The following is a 23,168-nucleotide window of genomic DNA, read 5'->3' on the forward strand; positions in this document are numbered from 1 at the left end:
TTTGCCCTCACAGATATGATTCTGAAATCACTGGTAGTGCATAGTGACGAAGATACCGCAGCAAAATGCCTTGGAGGAAAGTCGTGGTTGCAGCAAAACGGGTAAAACGGGACCAGCTCTTTGAGCTTGCCAGATCCACAGCCGGAGAAAACCAGCCTGGCCTCATCGATCCGGGCGCCCTTTTCGGACGCGCCAGCGATGACGATCTCCAGCATTACGATGCCGCGATGCTTCGAGCTGCGGCCCTTCGCGCCAGCCAGGACCTGCAAGACTGGCAGGGCAAGGGAGCACAAGTGCGCATTGCCCCCGTCGAAGGCATCGCCGCCGATGGCGCAAGCCTCAGCGTGCTGTCCATCGTCGATCGCAACAAGCCGTTTCTCTATGATTCGGTCATGGGCGAGGTCACAAGCCAGTTTCGTGATATTCATCTCACCATCCATCCGATTCTGGTCCAGGCGGAGGGCCGCTGGGCACTCGCCGACACCCAGACCGAGACCAGCGACCGCGTGAGCTATATCCAACTGCATCTGGCGCCCTTGAACGAGGATCAAGCCAAGGGCCTTGCGGAACGGCTACAATCCGTCGTTGCCCAGGTCGGCACCGTTGCCAGTGACTGGCAGCCGATGATCTCGCTGCTCGACAGCGTCATGGCCGAATTGACCGAGCAGTCCAATGTCAAGCGCAAGACAGAACGAGCCGAAGCCATCGCCTTTCTGGAATGGCTGCGCGACGACAATTTCACCTTCCTCGGCATGCGCGAATATCTTTATTCCGGTGATGGCGCGAACGCCAAACTGGAGCGCGACAAGGGCCGTGGACTGGGCATCCTCTCCAATCCCGATGTTCTGGTGTTGCGCCAGGGCCGCAATGCGGTGACGACCACGCCGGAAATCCTGGCCTTTCTTCAGGGGCCGGATGACCTGATCGTCACCAAGGCCAATGTCAAATCCGTGGTGCATCGCCGCGCCTATATGGATTACATCGGTATCAAGCGCTTCGATGCTGCGGGCAAGGTTGTCGGTGAGTTGCGGGTCGTCGGGCTATTCACAGCCACCGCCTATACCCATTCCGTCAATCACATTCCCCTGCTGCGCGCCAAGGTCGAGAAGGTCACCGACCAGTTCAATTTCGACCCTTTGAGCCACTCCGGACGGATATTGCAGAACACGCTGGAATCCTACCCACGCGACGACCTGTTCCAGATCGATACCGAAACGCTTTCGCGCTTCTGCGAGCAGATCATGGATCTGAGCGAACGGCCAAGGGTGCGTGTGCTGCAACGGATCGACCATTTCGACCGGTTCGTCTCACTGCTGGTCTTCGTGCCGCGTGAGGAATATAATTCACTGGTGCGCGAGAAGATCGGCGACTATTTCACCAAGGTCTACGATGGCCGCCTCTCGGCATATTATCCGGCTTTCCCGGAAGGTGGCGTGGCGCGGGTGCATTTCATCATCGGCCGTTCGGAAGGCAAGACACCGCGCATCGCCCAGAACAAACTGGAAGAGGCGGTCAAGGCCATTACCGCCCGATGGGATGACCGCTTCGCCAGCCTTGCTCCGCCGAAATCGCCGCAACTGGTCGTCAGCCGCGCTTTCGAGGATGCGTTTTCACCGGAAGAGACTGTCGCCGATCTCAGCCATATCCAGACCTGCCTGTCCGGCGCGAAAGCCTCTATCGCCTTCCACAATCGCCAGACGGCGGAAGGCCAGACGCTTTATCTCAAGGTGTTCCACGCCGGTCATCACCTGCCACTGTCGCGGCGCGTGCCGCTGCTTGAAAATCTCGGCTTCAGCGTCGTCAGCGAACGAACCTTTGACATCTCGGTCAAAGGAGCCGACAAGACCGGAGATCAGCTGGTCGTTCTGCATGACATGGAACTGGCGGTTCGCGCTGGCCAGGATTTCGACATTGCCCGGCACGGCGCACGTGTGGAGGCCACGTTCCTTGCCGTCTTCAACGGCGTGGTCGACAACGATGCCTTCAACCGGTTGGTGTTGAGCACTGGGCTGAATGTCGGCGAAGTGGCTGTTCTGCGCGCCTATGCGGCCTATCTGCGCCAGGCGGGCCTGGTCTATTCCCTCACCTATATTGCCGAAACACTGAACAAATATCCTGAGATCACCGCCGATCTCTTCACCCTGTTCCACCAGTCTTTCGATCCGAAGCTTTCTGAAAAATCGCGTCCGCGCAAACTGGCGGAACTGCGCGACGGCATCGAGACAGCACTCGCCTCCGTGCCGAGCCTGGATGAGGACCGTATCCTGCGGCGTTACCAGAACGCTGTGGATTCGACCCTTCGCACCAATTATTTCCAGAAAAGCCTCTCTTCGCAGAAAAACAGCAGCAGCAATGTCAAGCCGATGCTGGCTTTCAAATTCGACCCCCAGCAACTGGACGGCCTGCCGCAACCGCGCCCGTTCCGGGAAATGTTTGTCTATGGGGTAGAGGTCGAGGGCGTGCATCTGCGCTTCGGCAAGGTTGCCCGTGGCGGCTTGCGTTGGTCGGACCGCGCCCAGGATTACCGCACCGAAGTGCTCGGCCTCGTCAAGGCGCAGCAGGTGAAGAATGCGGTGATCGTGCCTGTCGGCGCCAAGGGCGGCTTCTTTCCCCGGCAATTGCCAAGCCCCGCCAACCGGGAAGACTACCTGCGGATGGGCCGGGAAGCCTATATGACCTATATCCGCACGCTGCTGTCGATCACCGATAATATCAAGGATGGCGCGGTCGTCGCCCCCGCCGATACGGTGCGGCTGGATGGAGACGATCCCTATTTCGTCGTCGCCGCCGACAAAGGCACGGCAACCTTTTCCGATACGGCCAACGGATTGGCCCGCGAGGCCGGGTTCTGGCTGGACGATGCCTTCGCGTCCGGCGGATCCGCTGGCTATGACCACAAGAAAATGGGCATTACCGCCCGCGGCGCCTGGGAAGCTGCCAAGCGGCATTTCCGCGAAATAGGCGTCGATATCCAGAAGACGCCCTTCACGGTCGCAGGCGTCGGTGACATGTCGGGCGACGTGTTCGGCAATGGCATGCTGCTGTCACGCAAGATCCGGCTGATTGGCGCCTTCGACCATCGCGATATCTTTATCGACCCCGATCCAGACATGGAAAAATCCTTCCAGGAGCGCAAGCGGATGTTCGGCCTCGCCCGCTCCAGCTGGCAGGATTACGATAAGACCTTGCTATCCAAGGGCGGGATGATCATTTCACGGACGGAAAAGTCCGTCACATTGACCCCGCAAGCCGCCGAGGCAATCGGCCTTGCCAAGAAAGTGGCGACACCGTTTGAAATCATGACCGCGATCCTGAAGGCGCCGGTCGATCTGTTGTGGTTCGGTGGCATCGGCACCTATATCAAGGCGCTGTCGGAAACCGATGCCGAGGTCGGCGACCGCGCCAATGACCCGATCCGCATTACGGCGGATGAGGTTGGCGCCAAGGTGATCGGCGAAGGCGCCAATCTCGGCGTCACCCAGAAGGGCCGCATCGGCTTTTCGCTGAAGGGCGGACGCTGCAATTCTGACGCCATCGACAATTCGGCGGGCGTCAATTCCTCCGACGTCGAGGTCAATATCAAGATTGCCCTGTCAACGGCGGTATCAAGCGGTCGCCTCGATCTCCCGGCCCGCAACAAACTGCTGGCCTCGATGACCGAGGAAGTCGGCGAACTGGTATTGCGCAACAACTATCTCCAATCCCTGGCGATTTCGCTGGTGGCGCGTCAGGGCAGCGGTAATCGCGATGAGCTATCGCGACTGATGACCGTATTAGAGGCTTCTGGCAGGCTGAACCGCAAGGTGGAAACCCTGCCGGATGATGCGGCGCTGGCCGAGCGCTATGCAGGCGGTCAATCCCTGACCCGCCCGGAAATCGGCGTGCTTCTGTCCTATGCCAAGATCTCGCTGTTCGATGATCTGGTCGAAACCAGCCTGCCGGACGATCCCTATTGCGCCAGCATTCTCAGCAATTACTTCCCGAAGAAAATGCGCAAGCCTTACGCCGATGACATTGCCACGCATCGGCTGCACCGCGAAATCATTGCGACTGTGCTCGCCAACCACATTATCAACCGTGGCGGCCCAGGCTTCATGGCGTGGATGAGCGACGCGACTGGCGGTACAGCAGAGGATATTGCCAGAGCCGCCCTTCTCACCCGCGATGGGCTGGATCTGCGGGCCTATTGGGACCGGATCGACGCGCTGGACGGGGAAATTTCCGGCGAAGCGCAGAACGATCTCTACCAGCGGGTCGCCACGGTCTACCGCGTCTTCACCAAACTGGCGATTGATACACGATTGGCCGCCGGTGACCTGTCGGATGTGGTGCGCAAGTTGAAAAGCGCGATCAAATCCTTCAAAGGCTTCAGCCGCTCGGTCACCCCAGCCGATTTCTCGGCGCAGATCGGTGCCGAGACCAGGGCCATGACCGCTGCCGGCGTGCCGGAAGATCTGGCCGAGGACCTCGCCGAATTGTGGAGCCTCACGGTCACCCCGGAGGTGATTTCCGTCGCACTTCGGGCCGATGCCAGCCTGCAAAAGGCAACGGAAGGCTATTACAAGGTCAGCGAAATCTTCCGGATTGGCAGGCTGCTGTCCTCGGTCGAAAAAATCCCGACCAGCGACCATTACGACAGCCTGGCCCGGCTGCGCAGCCTGGATCTGGTGCTGAAGGCGCGGCGCAATATCATCGTCCAGGCCCTGACCCAGCACGGGGACAGCCGCGATCCGGTTGCCGCCTGGCGGTCTGCGGATGCGATACGGATCAACAGGCTGGGTAGTGAGTTGATCGCGCTCACGGAAGGTGATCCGAGCTTGTCGCGCCTCACCGTTGCCGCCAGCCTGCTGACGGACATCGCCCAAGGCGCTGCGTGAAAGGCGCTTTTGTGATTGGCGCATTGCTTCAATGGGGTTGGAAACCAGCCCCATTGAAGCTGTCATGAGATAATGCCAGTGTCGCCGCCGAGATCATCGGTGGCGACAGGCACGACAATGCAATCAGAGACACAGACAAGGCAGACCAGCAGATCCGGCATATGGGGCTGGATGCTGTTCGACTGGGCCGCCCAGCCCTTCTTCACCGTGGTCACGACCTTTATTTTCGGTCCCTATTTCGTCTCCCGCTTCACCAGCGATCCGGTCAGCGCACAGGCCGCCTGGAGCAATGCCGCCACCGTCGCCTCGGTGGTGATCGCCCTGCTCTCACCCGTTCTGGGTGCCATTGCCGACCGCAGCGGCTCACGCAAGCCCTGGATCGCCTTTTTTGCGGTCATCAAGATCACCTGTCTTCTGCTGCTCTGGCAAGCTGTTCCCGGCTCACCGGTGATTTTTCCGCTGGTTCTGTTCAGCCTTGCCTCGATCGCCGCCGAATTTTCCATCGTCTTCAACGATTCGATGATGCCACGGCTAGTGAGCGCCAAGGATGTCGGCCGGATTTCCAATATGGCCTGGGGGCTCGGCTATCTCGGCGGGATGATCGTGCTGATTGCCGTCGTGCTGTTCGTTGCGGCCAATCCCGACACGGGCAAGACCATTTTAGGCAGCACGCCGCTGTTCGGGCTTGATCCCGCAACGGGCGAGGATGCCCGCGTCACCGGGCCGGTCTCGGCGCTCTGGTATCTACTGTTCATCCTGCCGATGTTCTTCTTCACGCCCGACCAGAAGAAGGGCGATACGTTTGGCAAGGCGGTGAGAGCCGGGCTTACTGACCTCAAGGCCACGCTACGCGAGGTGCGGCACCGGGCTGGCATTTTGAGGTTCCTTATTGCCCGGATGATCTACCAGGACGGCGTCAACGGCCTGCTGATCCTCGGCGGGGTGTTTGCCGCTGGCATGTTCGGCTGGTCAACGATGGAAATCGGCATTTACGGCATTATTCTCAATGTCGTCGCCATTTTCGGCTGCGCCCTTGCAAGCCGGCTGGATGCGGCGCTTGGCTCGAAAACCATGGTAGTCATCAGTCTGATCCTGCTTTTGGCGGCCACATTCGGCATTATTTCCACCGGCCCCAGCTTCACCGCCTTCGGCCTGATACCGCTTTCGCCTGATAGTACCGGCAGCCTGTTCGGCACGGCAGCGGAGAAAGTCTATATCCTCTACGGCATCCTGATCGGCCTTGCCTTCGGCCCGGTTCAGGCCTCGTCCCGCTCCTATCTCGCCCGCAGCATCGCCCCTGAGGAAGCAGGTCGTTATTTCGGCATCTACGCGCTATCAGGCCGCGCCACCAGTTTCATGGCGACCTTGTCGTTTTCGCTGATCACCACCGCCACCGGTTCGTCACGGGCGGGCATGGCGAGTTTGGTCATCTTTCTCGGTGTTGGGCTGGTCCTGCTGCTGGCGACGCCCTACCCGGCGAATAAGAAGAGCTGAAAATCCAGCATCAAATCTGAATTCTGCATAAAAAAACCGGCTGAGAACACTCTCAGCCGGTTTTCTTGTGTCAGATAATGAAGCTTTTACAAGCTAATGGCGAAAGCCCCGTCCTTTTCAGTCACCGCTGCGCCATTGGCCGTGACGTCGTAACCAGAACCATCAGCCTTGCGGCTAGCGGTGATGGCCACGGCCTTGCCGCCAATGCTGACCTCTGCCTCGTAGAAGGAAAGGCTGGATGGCAAGGCAGGCTTCAGGCTGATGCCCTCACCCTGGCGGTGGATGCCGAGGAAGCCTTCAAGCGCGAAGCGGTAGAGCCAACCAGCAGAGCCGGTATACCAGGTCCAGCCGCCGCGTCCTTCATAGCCGGGGCCGCCATAGACATCGGCTGCCACGACATAGGGCTCGACCCGGTAACGATCGGCTTCATCCGTGGTCTCGGCATGATGAACCGGGTTCAGCATCGAGAACACTTTCCAGGCCTCATCGTTGCGGCCAAGCTTGGAAAGAGCCAGACCCGTCCAGATTGCCGCATGGGTATATTGACCGCCGTTTTCGCGCACGCCCGGCGGATAGGACTTGATATAGCCCGGGTCCAGACGGCTCTTTTCGAACGGCGGGGTGAAGAGGCGAACGATTCCCACTTCGTCATCGATCAGCCGTCCGACCACGGAGTTCATAGCCTGCTGCTGGCGCTCCGGCTCGGCAAAGCCAGACAGAACCGACCAGGACTGCGCGATGGCGTCGATCCGGCATTCGTCCGACTGGTCAGAACCCAATGGATCGCCATCATCAAAATAGCCACGGCGATAGTGATCGCCATCCCAACCGGCTTTTTCCATCGCGGCCTTCAGGCTCTTGAGGTATTTCGCCCAGGCCTTGACGCGGGCGCTGTCCTTGCGCTCCTCGGCAAAGGGCGTGAACACCGTCAACGCATTGGCCAGGAACCAGCCGAGCCAGACGCTTTCGCCGCGTCCGGCAACACCGACCCGGTTCATGCCGTCGTTCCAGTCGCCACCAAGGATCAGCGGCAGGCCGTTGGTGCCGGTGCGGGTGATGGCAAGATCGAGCGCCCGGGCCGCGTGTTCGTAGAGCGGTGCTTTCTCAGCGGAAATTTCCGGCTTGAAGAAGGCGTCATGGCGACCAAGGGCCAGCGTCGGACCATCGAGGAAGCTAACGTCTGTATCCAGGATCGCCTTGTCGCCGGTCGCAGTGACATAGGAATGGACGGCATAGGCCAGCCAGACCACGTCATCGGAGATCGTGCTGCGAATGCCGGCACCGTTTTGCGGCAACCACCAATGCTGGACGTCACCTTCTTTGAACTGCCGTGAAGCAGCGTTGAGGATCTGGTCGCGGGCAAGTTCCGGCCTGTAGAGCAGGAAGGCGAGGCTATCCTGCAACTGGTCGCGGAAACCATAGGCGCCCGATGCCTGATAGAAACCAGCGCGTGCCTTGATGCGGCAGGCCAGCGTCTGATAGGGCAGCCAGTGATTGACCATATGGTCGAAGGCCTTATCGCCAGTCTTCACCTTGATGTGGCCGGTGAAATCACCCCAGAAGGACTTGGCCTCGGAAAGCGCGCCGTCAAAGCCCTTGGCTTTGGCAGCCGCAATGACGCTGCGCGCCTGTTCGATGCTTTCAGAATCGCCCAAGAGGAAGGTGATTGACGCTTCTTCGCCGGGCTGCAAGGTGATGTCGAAGGCCAGCGCCGCGCAGGGGTCGCCTTCCGGATCGATGGAGCCGGAGAGAGGCGAGCCCTTGGCCACGGCCTGTGGCATCTTGATATCGCCATGCCGACCGATGAATTCGCGGCGGCTGGAGGCAAAGCCCGACGCCGTTTCCACGGCGGTCAGGAAGGCGAAGCGTCCCGAATAGTCGATGCTATAGGGGTTGGTCGCCATCAGCGCCCCGGTTTCCGCGTCATGGGACGGCAGCACAAAGGCAGCCGTCTTCTGCGGATTGTTGCCGAGAATCCATTCGACATAACCGTAGCTGCGCAGACGACGAGCGCTATCGCCGGTATTGCGGATCGTAAGCCGGGTAAAGCGGACCGGCTCAACCTGATCGACTGTGACCGTCAGTTCGACGGCAAGTCCAGCAGCCTCGGTGGAGAACACCGAATAGCCAAGGCCGTGACGGGTCTCATAGACGACGTCCTGCCGGTTGCTGGCAGCAGAGATCGGGCTGACCACCTCACCGCTGTCGAGATCGGCCACATAGAAGGCCTCGCCGGTGCGGTTGGTAACGGCGTCGTTCGACCATGGCGTCAGCTGATAGTCGCGTGAATTGCGGCTCCAGGTGAAGCCCGAGCCTTCGGCTGCGATATGGAAGCCGAAATTGTCGTTGGAGATCACGTTGATCCACGGCTGCGGCGTCGATTGGCCGGGGCCAAGCCGCACCACATATTCGGCACCGTCGGCGGCAAAACCACCGTAACCGTTCCAGAATTCCAGATCGCTGCCATCAATGATTGGAGCAACAAGATCAGCACGGCCAGCCATGACTGGCACCGGCGGACACCAATCGGCGTCAATGGCATCCACACCGCGCGGTGCTGCAAACAGCTCGGCGGCATGCGTCACCTGATCGGTGATCTTGCCATTGCGGGCATGGAGCACGACGCGGGCTGCGGCAAGCACGGCATTCCAGCCGCTCTCGTCCATCAGGTCGCGGCGCACCGCAAACACATGCTGCTGGCCGCCTTCGGCCTGCTTGGTGCGCATGCCCTCAGCCAACTGTTCCAGAGCATGCTGCATATCCTGCGCATAGGATGCGGCCCGCTCGTTGAGGATCACCACATCGGTGACCACGCCGTGGCGTTGCAGATAATCCTGTGCGCTCAAAGCTTCGCGGACCACTTCGGTGTCCATCTCATCATTAATGCGCACCGCGAAGATCGGGTAGTCGCCGGAGATCGAGTTTGGCCACAGCGCCGATTGCGAGGCGAGACCGGCGCGCACGGTTTCCGGATCGGCCCGCAGATGCATGTCGGGATAGACCAGATAGCGACCAAGCTGCTGGAAGGCTGCCGCCTGCTGCGAGGTGATGCCGATATGGCGCATCTCGACCTGGGTACGGGTCCAGGCATGCAGCATTTCATGGTTGAACGCATCGGGATGACGATAGCGCTCGATGGCCACATCGACTTCCTGGCGGCTCGGGGCGGCAATGGTCCAATAGACCACGCTGACCTTTTTGCCGGCGGGAACGCGCAGCACGCGGCGGAAGCTGGCGATTGGATCGAGCGTAAACCCGTCGGAACCCGACAGAACCGCATTTGGATCGAAGGCCGCAGCCTCGGCCAAGGTGCGACCCCGACCGATGAACTTGTAGCGGTCAGTCTCGAATTCAGTATTGCGGCCCGGTCCCGATGTGTCGGAGACCAGGTGCGCCACGCAGATATCAGGATCGCTCGGCGAGCGCTTGTTGCGCTCGATGCGGATCACGTCACCCTTGCGGCCAAGCTCGGTTTTCACGAACATCCGCGAGAAGACCGGATGCGCATTGTCATTGTCGTCGCTCGACAGAACCGGCTCCATATAGGAGGTCACTTCGATGAAGCGATCCTCGGTGCCGGTATTGAGAAGGGTGACACGGCGGCCTTCGGCGTCATGTTCGGTGGCAACCACGCATTCGACAGTCGAGGTGATATCGCCGACGGTCTTGGTAAATTCGGCCTTGTCGTCGCTGAACACCACACGGGTCTTTTCCTCGGCGGCCCGGCGCGGGGCAGCGGTTGTTGACCACCATTCGCCCGACGCCGTATCGCGTAGGAAGATAAAGGTGCCGTTGCGGTCTTCGGTCGGATCGGCCTTCCAGCGGGAAACGGACAGGCCGTTCCAGCGGGAGAAGCCGGAGCCGGTAGCCGTCAGCATCACCGAATAATGGCCGTTCGACAGCAATACCAGTTCGCGGTCCTTGGAGAGCGGATCGGTAATGGTGCGGATTTCCGGACGCAGCAGGTCGGCCTGGCCCTTGCCGGGGGTCTGCGGCTCGTATTTGGCGCTCATCACAGGAATTTCGCGCGGTGCCTTTTCCTGCAACAGCAGTTCTGCCGCCTCGATCACCGGATCGGCGTGGAAGAGTTCGCGCAACAACCCGTTGAAGGTGACGTTGGCAATCGCCGCAATCGACATGCCATGATGGTGGGCATAGTAATTGTAGACGACTGCGCAGGTCTTGCCCTTCGGCACACGGGTCGGGGTAAAATCGACAGCGTCATGGAAACCATAGGCACCAAGCGCGCCAAGCGCCCGCAGCTTTTTCAGGTTTTCAGCCGCTGCCTTCGGATCATACTGGCTGGCGAGAATCGACGCATAAGGCGCGATAACCGCGTTCTGGCCGAGACCCCGTTTCAGGCCGAGAGTGGGCACGCCGAAATTGGTATATTGATAGGCGAGCGCATGGTCGCGGGCGTTGAAGGCCGCTTCCGAAATACCCCAGGGGATATTGAGGCGCTTGCCATGGTTCATCTGTTCCTTGACGATCAGGTTGTTCGTCTGGTTCAGAATACCGCCCTGCCGTTCCTGCATGACCAGCGGTGGCATCAGATATTCGAACATCGAACCGGACCAGGAGACCAGCGCGGCACGTGAGCCAATCGGCACGACCTGACGTCCCAGCTTGTACCAATGTTCGGTGGGCAGATCGCCCTTGGCAATGGCAAACAGCGAGGTCAGACGAGCTTCGGAGGCCAGAAGGTCGTAGCAGGCCTCGTCCAGTTCCATGGTTTCGACGCGATACCCGATGGAAAGCAGACGCCGTTCCTTGCGGAACAGGAAGGCGAAATCCATGGAAAACGCGAGGTCGCGGCTGCGGTCACGCAGGCTGGCCAAACGCTGGCGCAGCGGCTCGATATTGGACAGGTCGAAGGCGCTATCGGCGATATGGGATTCGCAGACCGCCACCAGTGCCTCACTCCAACGCAACAGGTCCGTGCTCTTGTCAGAGCGCAGCTCGTGGTGAAGATTGGCCGCCAGCTTCTGGATGTCACGCGCCAGAACCGCGAGGTTGATCACCCGGATCGAGGCGAATTCATGCTCGCGCTTGACCGAGGCCAGCGCATTGTTGAAGCCGATGATCCGCTCATAGAGGCGAGTGCGCAACGGGCGCACGGTCTTGCGGTCGTCAGGCAGTTCCTTCAGCGCTTCCATCAGGATGCCACCGACATCGCCGATGCCATCAAGGCTGCCCTGGAGATGGGCAGACGGGGCTTCAGCCCAATGGCGGCAGGCAGACGAAATCGCAATCAGATGGCCGGCAAGATTGCCGCTATCGACCGCCGAGATATAACGGTTGCCGAGCGATTTCAGCGTATCGGTATGATACCAGTTGTAAAGATGGCCCCGGAACTTGTCCATCTTCTCGACAGTGCCGATGGTCTGTTCCAGCTTTTCGATGGTCTGCTCGAAACCGAGCCAGCCGAAGTGACGGGCCGAGACAATCGACAACAGATAGACGCCGATATTGGTCGGCGAGGTACGCCGTGCCACCACTGGCTCCGGCGTTTCCTGGAAATTGTCCGGCGGCAGGAAATGTTCGCCGGCATTGGCGAAGGTCTCATAATAGCGCCAGGTGCGGCGCGCGATGCGGCGCAGTTCGATGACGGTTTCTTCCGGCACCAGCAACCGGTCTTCCGTCTCGGCGGACTGGCTGACATACCAGGCAACCAGCGGCGACAGCACCCACATCAGCGTGAAGGGCAGGCCGATCAACGCGCCGTAGCCAGCTTCATAGGCCGAAAGGCCGAAGGCGACGAGGGCGAGCGTCGGTGCATAACGCATCGTGCGGTAATAAGTCGGAATACTGCCTTGCGCCACCGACTGAATGCTGGCGGCAGTGCGCCATTCCAGCAGCAGCTTGCGGCTGACCAGCAGGCGATACATCGAGCGAACGATAGCATCGGCCATCATGCAGGCCATATCGGCGATGAAGACGATACGAAGTGCCACTTGCGCATTGGCACCGCGCAAATCGGCCCAGAGCGACTGGAAATGCGCGCTAGGCACGATATCCGTCTGACGTGGCACAAGCGCGTTGATCAGAGAGATTGTCGGCGCAACGAACAGCGAGAAGATCAACAGCAATTGCCAGATCAGCGTGTCGATCGGACTCATGGCGAACCAGCCGATGACAGACGCGGCGAACCAGGCAATCGGGGTCAGCGACCGGCGCAGGTTATCGACCATTTTCCAGCGGCCAAGCGAGGTAATACCGCGCTTCGGATCGAGGATATAGGGCAGCAACTGCCAGTCGCCCCGCGCCCAGCGATGCTGGCGGGAAATTTCCACTTCGTAGCGGGTCGGAAAATCCTCGACCAGTTCGACATCGGTCACCAGCGCGCAGCGGGCGAACGAGCCTTCGAGCAGGTCGTGGCTGAGAACCGTGTTCTCGTCGATCTGGCCCTTGATGGCCCGCTCGAAAGCATCGACGTGGTAAAGGCCCTTGCCGGTGAAGCTGCCTTCGCCGGTAATGTCCTGATAGACGTCAGAAACGGTAAAGACGTAAGGATCGAGACCGCGATTGATCGAAAACACTCGCTGGAACACCGAGGCGTCCTTGCCTGTGGTCAGCGAGGGGGTGACACGCGGCTGAAGAATCCCATACCCGCTGACCACACGACCGGTTTCCGGGTCATGCACAGGCCGATTGATAGGATGATACATCTTGCCGACCATCTTGGTCACGGCATCGCGCATCAACCGGGTGTCGGCGTCCAGCGTCATCACATATTGCACGCCATCCGGCACCGTATTGGCGCCCGGCAGGTAGGATGTATCCTTGTCGCCGCGCAACAGCAGGTTCAACTCATGCAGCTTACCCCGCTTGCGCTCCCAACCCATCCAGCAATCTTCCTGGGGATTGAACAGACGGCGGCGGTGCAGGAAATAGAAACGGGTCTTGCCGTCTTCGTTGTAGCGGGCGTTTAGCACAGCCATTTCCCGCTTGGCATATTCCAGCACTTCGAGATCGGCTTCGGTCTCTTCGACCTTGGCATCCGGCCAGTCGCTGAGCAGCGAAAAATACACTTCGCCACGCGGATTGGTGAGGTAATGGACTTCCAGATTGCGGACCAATTCATCGACATGGTCGCGCTTGGAGATCATGCAGGGAACGGCAACCAGCGTACGCGCATCGTCCGGAATGCCCTCCTTGAACTCATAGCCGACCAGACGGGCGGGCTTCAGAACAAAGGTGGACAGCGTGTTGAACAGGCCGGTCGCGCCTTCAGATGCCGGCAGGGCAAACAGCACGACGAGAATGGTGATCAGCGGCACCGATAGGCCAGCGTAAGAGAGGTACCAGGCAACGAGCGCCAGCGCCAATGCCGTCAGCGCCAGGACGGGCAGGGCGATGGCCAGCCAGTGCAACCGCTTGAAGCTGCGGGTGACGGCAATATGCGCCGGCACGCGATAACCGACCGCGCGTTCCAGCGCTTCCTTCTGCGCGCCCACCAATACACTGCCGACATTGGACGGCGCATCGGAGAGATCACCGGTCGATGCAGCGGCCTTCGACAGATCGATGGCGATCTGGGCTATTTCCAGCTCGCTCTTGTCGGAACGGCGGGCCAGCTTTTCAATCGTGTTGCGGTAGCTGTTGCGCGAACCGAAATCCAGCGCTTCGTAATCGCTGTGGCTGCGCAGAATCTTGTCAACATGGCTGACCTCTTCGACCCAGACCGACCATTCGGTATCGTCGATGGTGCGCAGCCCCTTGATGATGCTGCCCATGCTGACATTGCCGGACGAAAGCCGGTTATGCTCGGCGGCCATCGCCTCTTCGGTGGTGCGGCCATTGGCCTCCAACCGCTGCTCCAGCCAGCTGACGGCAACGGCGGATGTCTGCGAACCGTTGCGCAAGCGATACAGAAACTGGGTGGCGAATGTATTGTCGTCGGCGAGTGATTCCAGCTGCTTCAAATATTCGCGGCAGGCGGCTTCGTCGTTCAGCCGGACGATTTCGTCGGCGACTTCATTGGCTTTGCGCCGCATCTGCCTGGATTTTTCCACCCGGGTCGAAATGCGCCGCAGGTTTTCCACCAGCACGAAGCGCACCATGGACGGCAGCGCCCACAATTCGCCGATTTCAAGCGAATGCTCGGACTGATAGCCTTCCGCCAGCGCCGTCATGCTTTCGCGCGTCACCGTGGAATGGGTATGAGCTACATAGAGCCAGGCCAGCGCCATGACGCGGGGAATAATCCGGTCGCCAACCTTGACCGTCGGCAATTGCCGATAGAATTTCTTGGGAAAGTCGCGGCGAACTTCCTGGATCGCTTCTTCGATAATGTAGTGATTGTCCAGCAGCCATTCGGCAGCAGGCGTAATGGTCGCTCCCGCTTCGACATCGGCGGCAGTGGTGCGATAGACGCGCAGGATTTCCCGCTCGTTTTCCTTATGCCGGGCGAAGAAATCGAAATCGAAGAAACCCGGAAGCGTGCTCATCACCGAAGTGGCGAGAGCCCTGGATTTTTCCTGCAACTCATCGATTGTCAGATAGGTGGCCCGGATCGAATCGTTATGATCGATATTGCGGGTTTCTGTATCGCGTGGCGCTGTGGACGGCGTCATAGATGGGGACATGTTTTCGAATCTGTTACCAGCAAGAGTGAAATCTGCTGCATTGGGAGGATGCAGCACTTACATATGCGCAACGGGGCCTAGGGAAAGGCCCGCGGCTGCGGGAAAATCAATACGTCCATGACAGGCGCCTTAAAAAAAGGCTTCGTCAGGCCGGGTAATCCTTCAATCCGGCAAGAAGACGGGTGGAGATGCTCTAAACAGAGTTTCACGACGATAACCACTTCCTTTGCTTGGGCTCATCCATCTGCCGGTCCTTTGCAAATGATGTCTTCCCGGCAATTTTGTCGGCACGACTGTTCATCCTAGCCTTCCACCCTGCAATGCGCAGTTTGAACCGAAGCTGAACGGGTGTTAGGGTCTTCCTCTATAAATCCACGTAGGACTAATCCAAGACCCTCCGCCCGAGGTGGACTTTTCGAATCGGAAACAGACCATCCACATTTTAGGTTAACTATGTCTCTCTTTTTCTCCAATGCCATGAAAGATGTCGTCGAGATCAGGCGCTACCTCCATCAGCACCCGGAACTAGGGCTATCGGAGTTTCACACCTCCGATTATGTGGCTGGAAAACTGGAAGCCATGGGCTATGAGGTCACCAGGGGCTTGGCCCGCACCGGCATCGTCGCCACCTTGCGCAATGGCACCAGTCAGCGTTCCCTAGGACTACGCGCGGATTTCGATGCTCTGCCAATCACTGAAGAGACCGGCCTCGATTATGCCAGCCTCACTCCCGGCCTGATGCATGCCTGCGGCCATGACGGTCACACGGCGATGCTGCTCGGTGCGGCCGGTATTCTGGCCGAACGCCGCAATTTCGATGGCGTCGTGCATCTGATTTTCCAGCCGGCGGAAGAAAATTTCGGCGGCGCCCGGCTGATGATCGAAGACGGGTTGTTCGAGCGCTTCCCCTGCGATGCAGTGTTTGGCCTGCATAACGACCCCGGCATTGCATTCGGCCATTTCGCCTTCCGGGAAGGGCCGATCATGGCCTCGGTGGATGAATGCAAGATCACCGTGGTCGGTCGGGGCGGCCACGGTGCCGAGCCGCAAAGCACCAGCGATCCCATCGTTGCAGGTGCCAGCATTATCATGGCGCTGCAAACCATTGCCTCGCGCAATATCCACCCGCTCGATCCCGTCGTCGTCACCGTCGGGGCCTTTCATGCCGGTGCCGCCAGCAATGTGATACCGGAGCGGGCGGACATGGTCCTGACAATCCGCAGCTTCGACGATCATGTGCGCGATGAATTGGAAAGCCGCGTTCGGGCCATTGCCGAGGGGCAGGCGGCAAGCTACGGCATGACCGTGGAGATCGACTATGAGCGGGGCTATCCGGCCACCGTCAATCACAAGGCGGAAACCGATTACGTGCGCGATCTTGCCAGACGCTTTGCCGGCGAAGGCAAGGTTTTCGATATGCCGCGTCCGACCATGGGCGGCGAGGATTTCGCCTATATGCTCCAGGAAAAGCCCGGCACCTACTTCTTCCTCGGCACCAAACGCACCGAAAACGACCCGCCACTCCATCATCCGCGCTATGATTTTAATGACGATATCATCCCGACCGGCACGGCATTCTGGGTGGAACTGGTGGAAAGCCGCCTGAAGCTGGAATAGGGTATTCCAAGGATATTCAGAAACGCTCTGTTCAAGGCGATAATGCAGACAAACAAAAGGCGCGGCTCCCTGCGGAACCGCGCCGATCTTCAACAGATAGAATAATTGATTTATCAGGCCTTCACCGCGACCTTGTCGTCATCGTTCAACAGGCCGCTGGTGTGCAACAAGGCTGCAAAACGGCCACCCTTGGCGCTCAATTCGTCATAGCCACCCATTTCGACAATACGGCCATGGTCCAGGAACAGCACCTGGTCGGCTTCACGCACAGTCGATAGCCTGTGGGCAATGATAAAGGTCGTGCGGTTCTGGCGCAGCCGGTCGATAGCGGATTTTACCCGCTCTTCGGTCTCGACGTCGAGCGCACTGGTTGCCTCGTCCAGCACCAGGATCGGCGCATCCTTCAGGATGGCACGGGCAATGGCGATACGCTGCCGCTCGCCGCCCGACAGACGGTTGCCACGCTCACCGACATCGGTATCGAAGCCAGACAGACGGCTTTCGATGAAATCGGTGGCCGCAGCAGCCTCAGCCGCCTTGACGATATCCTCGTCCGTCGCATTTTCGCGCCCGATGCGGATGTTATCGGCAATCGACCGGTTGAGAATGCCAGCATCCTGAAACACAGTCGCAATCGAGTTGCGCAGCGACTGGCGGGTAATGGTGGAAATATCGGCGCCATCGATCAGGATCTGCCCCTGCTGCGGCTCATGCACCCGTTGCAGCAGGTTGATCAAGGTGGTCTTGCCGGCACCGGTCGGCCCGACGATGGCAATCGTCTGCCCAGCCTTGACCGTAAAGGAAACGTCCTTGACGCCCTGTGTCGTATTGGCAAAATCGAAGGAGACATGGCGGAATTCGACATCGCCGCGCACGCTCTGCAAGTCGCGATTGCCGACCGGCTCATCACGATCCTGCACGGAATCCTCCAGCACGTAGAAATCTTCAAGCTTGGCGCGCGCCTCGAAGATCTGCGTCGAAAACTGGCGCATCTGGTCGAGACGGGCGATCAGCAGATTGGCAAAGCCGATGAAGGCGATAACGTCGCCGACCCGCAACTCGCCGCTCTGCACCAGCATCGTGCCGATAATCAGGATGATCAGCATCGAAGCGGTAGAGGCGATGCGATTGAGGCCGCTGGCAATCGCCCACCAGTCCAGCACCGGATACTGAGCATCGAGCAGCTTGCTGGTAAAGGTCTTCAGCGCCGAGGTTTCGGCCTGGATACGGTTATAGCTATGCACCACCGAGACGTTGCTGATCGTGTCGCTGACATGGGAAAACACCGTGTGGTAGTGGCTCTCGACGGAGGCCTGACCATCCTTGGTCTTGTCCATCACCATCTTGCCGATCGCCACATAGATCAGACCAAGCACGATCAGCACCAGGGTCAGGCGTACATCCATGGAAAAGGCGGTCGGCACCAGCAACACGAGCGCCACTGCCGTGGCCAAATGGGTTCTCATGAATTCCAGCCAGAGGCCGAACAGCGTCTCGCTGGCGCGCAGCAGCGTATGCAGCGCATTGGACGTGCCGCGCTGGTGGTGCCAGGACAGCGGCATGGAAATGATCCGGCCAAAGGCTTCGGTCAGCAGGCTGGCCCGACGGCCATGCGCCAGCCGATCGGCTTCGCGGGCGACAAGCACGAAAGCAATGGTGTTGAATATGCCAAAGCCGCCCCAGAGGAACAGAATATCCTTGACTGGCTTGCCACTGGAAATTGCGTCAATGATCCAACCAAACAGGATCGGCTCGGCAATGGTGATCACCGCCAATATGATATTGGCTGCCACCACGATGCTTACCTTCAGACGGTAAGCGGCAAGATATTGCAAGGCTCGCCAGTAAATTTGTAACAGGGACATGGCGTCAGTTTCTCCTGATCGGCTTCGAATTGGCCGGTTGAGGCATCGTATCACGATATTTTAAGGAGACGAACCTGAACGCTGCCTATACAGACCCGCAGATGTTGTGCAAAGTCCGGTTTTGGAATTCTCTTTTTCACCATGCTTGCTATGGGTAAAATTTCAGGTAGCCGAATTAACAAACACATAAGCTTAACGTGTATTTTAAGAAATAGTGTTTGATAATAATTAGAGAATGTTAATGTTCAGTCTGGTGCTGGACCTAGGGGGTGCGTGTGAGTGTCAATCATCTCATACAGTTTTTGGCTGTATCTCAGGGATGCCGAAGTCGCGAGGAGCTGATCCTAGAATTGGAGAAACTCCTCGAATTTTATAAATTCGATTATTACGGCCTCGTGCGCAGTCCCAAACCTGACCAAAACCCCATGTCGCTGGTGCTTGCAGGACGCTGGCCGGAAAAATGGCCGCAGGTCTATATCACGAAAAAATTCGTGCTGATCGACCCTGCCATTCGCTATCTGGCGCAAGCGCAACGGCCGTTCCGTTGGAGCGAAACGCTGACGGCATTCAGCCAGGACCCACATTTCAAACGCATGCAGCGGATGATGATGGATGCCCAGCGCTTTGGTCTCGAGGAAGGCTATATCTTCCCCATCCACGGGCGGGGCGGATTGCTGGCCAACATGACCATTGGCGGACGACCGGTGGAACTGACCCCGATTGAGATCATGCTGTTCGACACGGTGGCGAAATGCGCCTTCTGGCGGCTGGCGGAAATCAATGGCGAAGACGAACTGCTGTCGATGGTGCAAAAAGTCGATGTGCGCCTGACCCGACGCGAGCTTGAAATTCTCAATTATCTCGGGGAGGGCATGACCTCGAACGAGATGAGCAAGTTGCTCGAGATTTCGAACCACACCGTCGATTGGTACGTCAACGAATTGCAGGATAAGTTGAACGCCAAGAACCGGCAACATATGGTAGCAATCGCTTATCGACTCGGCCTGATCAGCTGATATTTTCATCGTTCTGCTGACTTGCCTAAATTGCGCGATGTCTTGCAAACCGCTATGGATTCTCTTCGCAGGCGCACAATGAGCGCCTGATGAAGAGGAGGCCCATTTGTCTATTTCCAAGATCCTAGTTGCCAATCGCTCCGAAATCGCCATCCGCGTGTTTCGGGCTGCCAATGAACTCGGCATAAAAACGGTCGCCATCTGGGCTGAGGAGGACAAGCTCTCCCTGCATCGCTTCAAGGCGGACGAAAGCTATCAGGTCGGTCGCGGCCCGCATCTGAAGCGGGATCTCGGCCCGATCGAAAGCTATCTTTCCATTGAGGAAATCATCCGTGTCGCCAAACTGTCAGGCGCGGACGCCATCCATCCGGGCTATGGCCTTCTGTCCGAAAGTCCTGAATTTGTCGATGCCTGTAACGATGCAGGTCTGATTTTCATCGGCCCGACCTCCGATACGATGCGGCAATTGGGCAATAAGGTCGCCGCGCGCAATCTGGCGGTCGAAGTCGGCGTTCCCGTGGTGCCCGCCACCGAACCGCTGCCTGATGACATGGACACCGTGGCCAAAATGGCGGGCGAGATTGGCTATCCGCTGATGCTCAAGGCCTCCTGGGGCGGTGGCGGACGCGGCATGCGGGTGATCCGCTCCGAAAGCGATCTGGCCCGCGAAGTCACGGAGGCCAAGCGCGAGGCAAAGGCCGCCTTTGGCAAGGATGAAGTCTATCTGGAAAAGCTGGTGGAAAATGCCCGCCATGTCGAAAGCCAGATCCTCGGCGATACCCATGGCAATGCCGTGCATCTGTTTGAACGCGATTGCTCGGTGCAGCGCCGCAACCAGAAAGTCGTGGAACGGGCACCCGCCCCCTATCTTTCCGAGGAGCAGCGCCAGGAACTTGCCGCCTATTCGCTGAAAATTGCCAGAGCCACCGGCTATATCGGTGCCGGCACCGTCGAATATCTGATGGATGCCGATACTGGAAAATTCTACTTCATCGAGGTCAACCCGCGCATTCAGGTGGAGCATACCGTCACCGAAGTGGTGACCGGTATCGACATCGTCAAGGCGCAGATCCATATCCTGGAAGGCTTTGCGATCGGCACGCCGGAATCGGGTGTTCCCCGCCAAGAAGACATCCGCCTGCATGGCCATGCCCTGCAATGCCGGGTCACGACCGAGGACCCGGAGCATAATTTCATTCCCGATTACGGCCGCATCACCGCCTATCGCTCGGCGGCAGGTTTCGGCATCCGGCTCGATGGCGGCACCGCCTATACCGGCGCGATCATCACCCGTTTTTATGATCCGCTGTTGGTGAAAGTGACAGCTGCTGGCGCTTCGCCACAGGAAGCGATTAGCCGGATGGATCGGGCGCTGCGCGAATTCCGTATCCGCGGTGTCGCCACCAATCTCACCTTCCTCGAAGCGATCATCGGCCATCCGAAATTTCGCAACAATACCTATACGACACGCTTCATCGATACCACGCCGGAACTGTTCGCCCAGGTCAAGCGCCAGGACCGGGCAACCAAGCTGCTGACCTATCTGGCCGACGTCACCGTCAACGGCCACCCGGAAACCAAGGGCCGTCCCAAGCCCTCGGACAAGGCGGCAAAGCCAGTCATTCCCTATATCGATGCCGGTATCACCGATGGCACCAAGCAGAAGCTTGATGCGCTGGGGCCAAAGGGCTTTGCCGAGTGGATGCGCAACGAACCGCGTGTGCTGCTGACCGACACGACCATGCGCGACGGCCATCAATCGCTGCTGGCCACCCGGATGCGCACAAATGACATTGCCCGGATCGCCAGCGTCTACGCCCGCGCCCTGCCCAATCTACTCTCGCTGGAATGCTGGGGCGGCGCGACCTTTGACGTGTCCATGCGGTTCCTGACAGAAGATCCGTGGGAGAGGCTGGCACTGATCCGCGAAGGCGCACCCAACCTGCTGCTGCAAATGCTGCTACGCGGCGCAAACGGTGTCGGCTATACCAATTACCCCGACAATGTCGTCAAATATTTTGTCCGCCAAGCGGCAAAGGGCGGCATCGACCTGTTCCGGGTGTTCGATTGCCTGAACTGGGTCGATAATATGCGCGTCTCCATGGATGCCGTGCAGGAAGAAAACAAGCTGTGCGAGGCCGCAATCTGCTATACCGGCGATCTCCTGAACAGCGCCCGACCGAAATACGACCTGAAATATTATACGGCTCTCGCCGCCGAACTGGAAAAAGCAGGCGCCCATATCATTGCCGTCAAGGATATGGCCGGATTGCTCAAGCCCGCTGCCGCGAAAGTCTTGTTCAAGGCGTTGCGTGAGGCGACCAGCCTGCCGATCCATTTCCACACCCATGACACATCGGGTATTTCAGCCGCCACTGTGCTGGCAGCCATTGATGCCGGTGTTGATGCCGTGGATGCCGCCATGGATGCGCTGTCGGGCAATACGTCCCAGCCCTGCCTGGGCTCAATTGTCGAAGCCTTGGCCGGAACCGAGCGCGACCCGGGGCTCGACCCGGAATGGATCCGTCGCATTTCCTTCTATTGGGAAGCGGTGCGCGGCCAATATGCGGCCTTCGAAAGCGACCTCAAGGGACCAGCCTCAGAAGTCTATCTGCATGAAATGCCAGGCGGCCAGTTCACCAACCTGAAGGAACAGGCCCGTTCGCTGGGGCTGGAAACCCGCTGGCACGAGGTGGCGCAGACCTATGCAGACGTCAACCAGATGTTCGGTGACATCGTCAAAGTCACGCCGTCTTCCAAGGTGGTGGGCGACATGGCGCTGATGATGGTGGCGCAAGATCTGACGGTGGACGATGTCGAGAATCCGGATAAGGACATTGCCTTCCCCGATTCGGTCGTCTCGATGCTGAAGGGTGATCTCGGCCAACCACCCGGCGGCTGGCCACAGAGCTTGCAAAAGAAGGCATTGAAGGGCGAAAAGCCGTATACGGCTGTGCCGGGCTCACTTTTACCGCCCGCCGATCTCGATGCCGAACGCAAGACCATCGAGGACAAGCTGGAGCGCAGTGTCAGTGATTTCGAATTCGCGTCCTACCTGATGTATCCGAAGGTGTTCACCGATTTCGCCCTGGCCTCCGATACCTATGGCCCGGTCTCGGTCCTGCCGACCCATTCCTATTTCTACGGCATGGGCGATGGCGAGGAATTGTTTGCCGAAATCGAAAAAGGCAAGACACTTGTCATCGTCAATCAGGCAGCCAGTGCTCCCGATGCCCAGGGTCTGGTGACGATGTTTTTCGAGCTGAACGGTCAGCCGCGCCGTATCAAGGTGCCGGACCGCAGCCATGGAGCCTCCGGGGCCGCCGCCCGCCGCAAGGCGGAGGCCGCCAATGCCGCACATATCGGCGCACCGATGCCTGGTGTCATCTCGCGGGTCTTCGTCGCGGCCGGACAGGCCGTGAAAGCCGGAGACGTGCTGCTGTCCATCGAAGCGATGAAGATGGAAACCGCGCTGCATGCCGAACGCGATGGCAAGATTGCCGAAGTGCTGGTGAAAGCCGGTGACCAGATCGACGCCAAGGACCTGCTGATCGGCCTTGAGGCATAACAAACTACTGCATAATTCCTTAAATCAGAATCGATTTAAGGAGAAAATTATGTAGCAGATTCAAAGTATTACAGCGCCGTGCGTTTTATAAAACGCACGGCGCTGTAGAGAGGTGGCGCGCCCATCAGGATGCGCCGCCCTTA

At 59.0% G+C, this 23,168-nt stretch carries 7 protein-coding genes; 5 read left to right on the top strand and 2 right to left on the bottom strand.

All coding sequences use genetic code 11. The annotated features are described in order from the left end of the window. The first annotated feature begins 83 nt into the window (after window positions 1-83). Complete coding sequence (locus AVCG78_RS15585) at window positions 84-4,877, top strand: NAD-glutamate dehydrogenase (protein WP_174089724.1); 4,794 nt, start codon at window positions 84-86, stop codon at window positions 4,875-4,877. 117 nt (window positions 4,878-4,994) lie between these two features. Further along, complete coding sequence (locus AVCG78_RS15590; protein WP_071203187.1) at window positions 4,995-6,371, top strand: MFS transporter; 1,377 nt, start codon at window positions 4,995-4,997, stop codon at window positions 6,369-6,371. 86 nt (window positions 6,372-6,457) lie between these two features. Here the strand turns inward: AVCG78_RS15590 and AVCG78_RS15595 are convergent, their stop codons facing one another. Beyond that, window positions 6,458-14,959, bottom strand: a complete 8,502-nt coding sequence (locus AVCG78_RS15595) for a GH36-type glycosyl hydrolase domain-containing protein (protein ID WP_071203189.1) — start codon at window positions 14,957-14,959, stop codon at window positions 6,458-6,460. Window positions 14,960-15,436: 477 nt separating this feature from the next. On the opposite strand from AVCG78_RS15595, the gene AVCG78_RS15600 reads away from it, so the two are divergent. Further along, the gene (locus AVCG78_RS15600; RefSeq protein WP_071205371.1) at window positions 15,437-16,576 is read left to right on the top strand and encodes a M20 aminoacylase family protein; all 1,140 of its coding nucleotides are present in this window, start codon (window positions 15,437-15,439) and stop codon (window positions 16,574-16,576) included. 113 nt (window positions 16,577-16,689) lie between these two features. On the opposite strand, the gene AVCG78_RS15605 is transcribed toward AVCG78_RS15600, so the two are convergent. Then, complete coding sequence (locus AVCG78_RS15605; protein WP_015917587.1) at window positions 16,690-18,441, bottom strand: glucan ABC transporter ATP-binding protein/ permease; 1,752 nt, start codon at window positions 18,439-18,441, stop codon at window positions 16,690-16,692. Between the two features lie 275 nt (window positions 18,442-18,716). Between AVCG78_RS15605 and AVCG78_RS15610 the strand changes: the two genes are divergently transcribed. Together AVCG78_RS15610 and pyc are read left to right on the top strand one after the other, a co-directional pair. Further along, entirely contained in the window at window positions 18,717-19,457 is a 741-nt protein-coding gene (locus AVCG78_RS15610) for a helix-turn-helix transcriptional regulator (RefSeq protein ID WP_015917588.1), read from the top strand. 106 nt (window positions 19,458-19,563) lie between these two features. Next, the gene (pyc, locus tag AVCG78_RS15615; protein ID WP_071203191.1) at window positions 19,564-23,025 is read left to right on the top strand and encodes a pyruvate carboxylase; all 3,462 of its coding nucleotides are present in this window, start codon (window positions 19,564-19,566) and stop codon (window positions 23,023-23,025) included. Window positions 23,026-23,168: the final 143 nt, after the last annotated feature.

Source organism: Gillisella vitis (genome assembly GCF_021559775.1).
Taxonomy (GTDB): Bacteria; Pseudomonadota; Alphaproteobacteria; order Rhizobiales; family Rhizobiaceae; genus Allorhizobium; species Allorhizobium ampelinum.

Bases quoted from the DNA above. Each gene is read 5' to 3' on its own strand.
- AVCG78_RS15590 (WP_071203187.1), top strand. From the start codon at position 4,995: ATGCAATCAGAGACACAGACAAGGCAGACCAGCAGATCCGGCATATGG.
- AVCG78_RS15595 (WP_071203189.1), bottom strand. From the start codon at position 14,959: ATGTCCCCATCTATGACGCCGTCCACAGCGCCACGCGATACAGAAACC.
- AVCG78_RS15600 (WP_071205371.1), top strand. From the start codon at position 15,437: ATGAAAGATGTCGTCGAGATCAGGCGCTACCTCCATCAGCACCCGGAA.
- AVCG78_RS15605 (WP_015917587.1), bottom strand. From the start codon at position 18,441: ATGTCCCTGTTACAAATTTACTGGCGAGCCTTGCAATATCTTGCCGCT.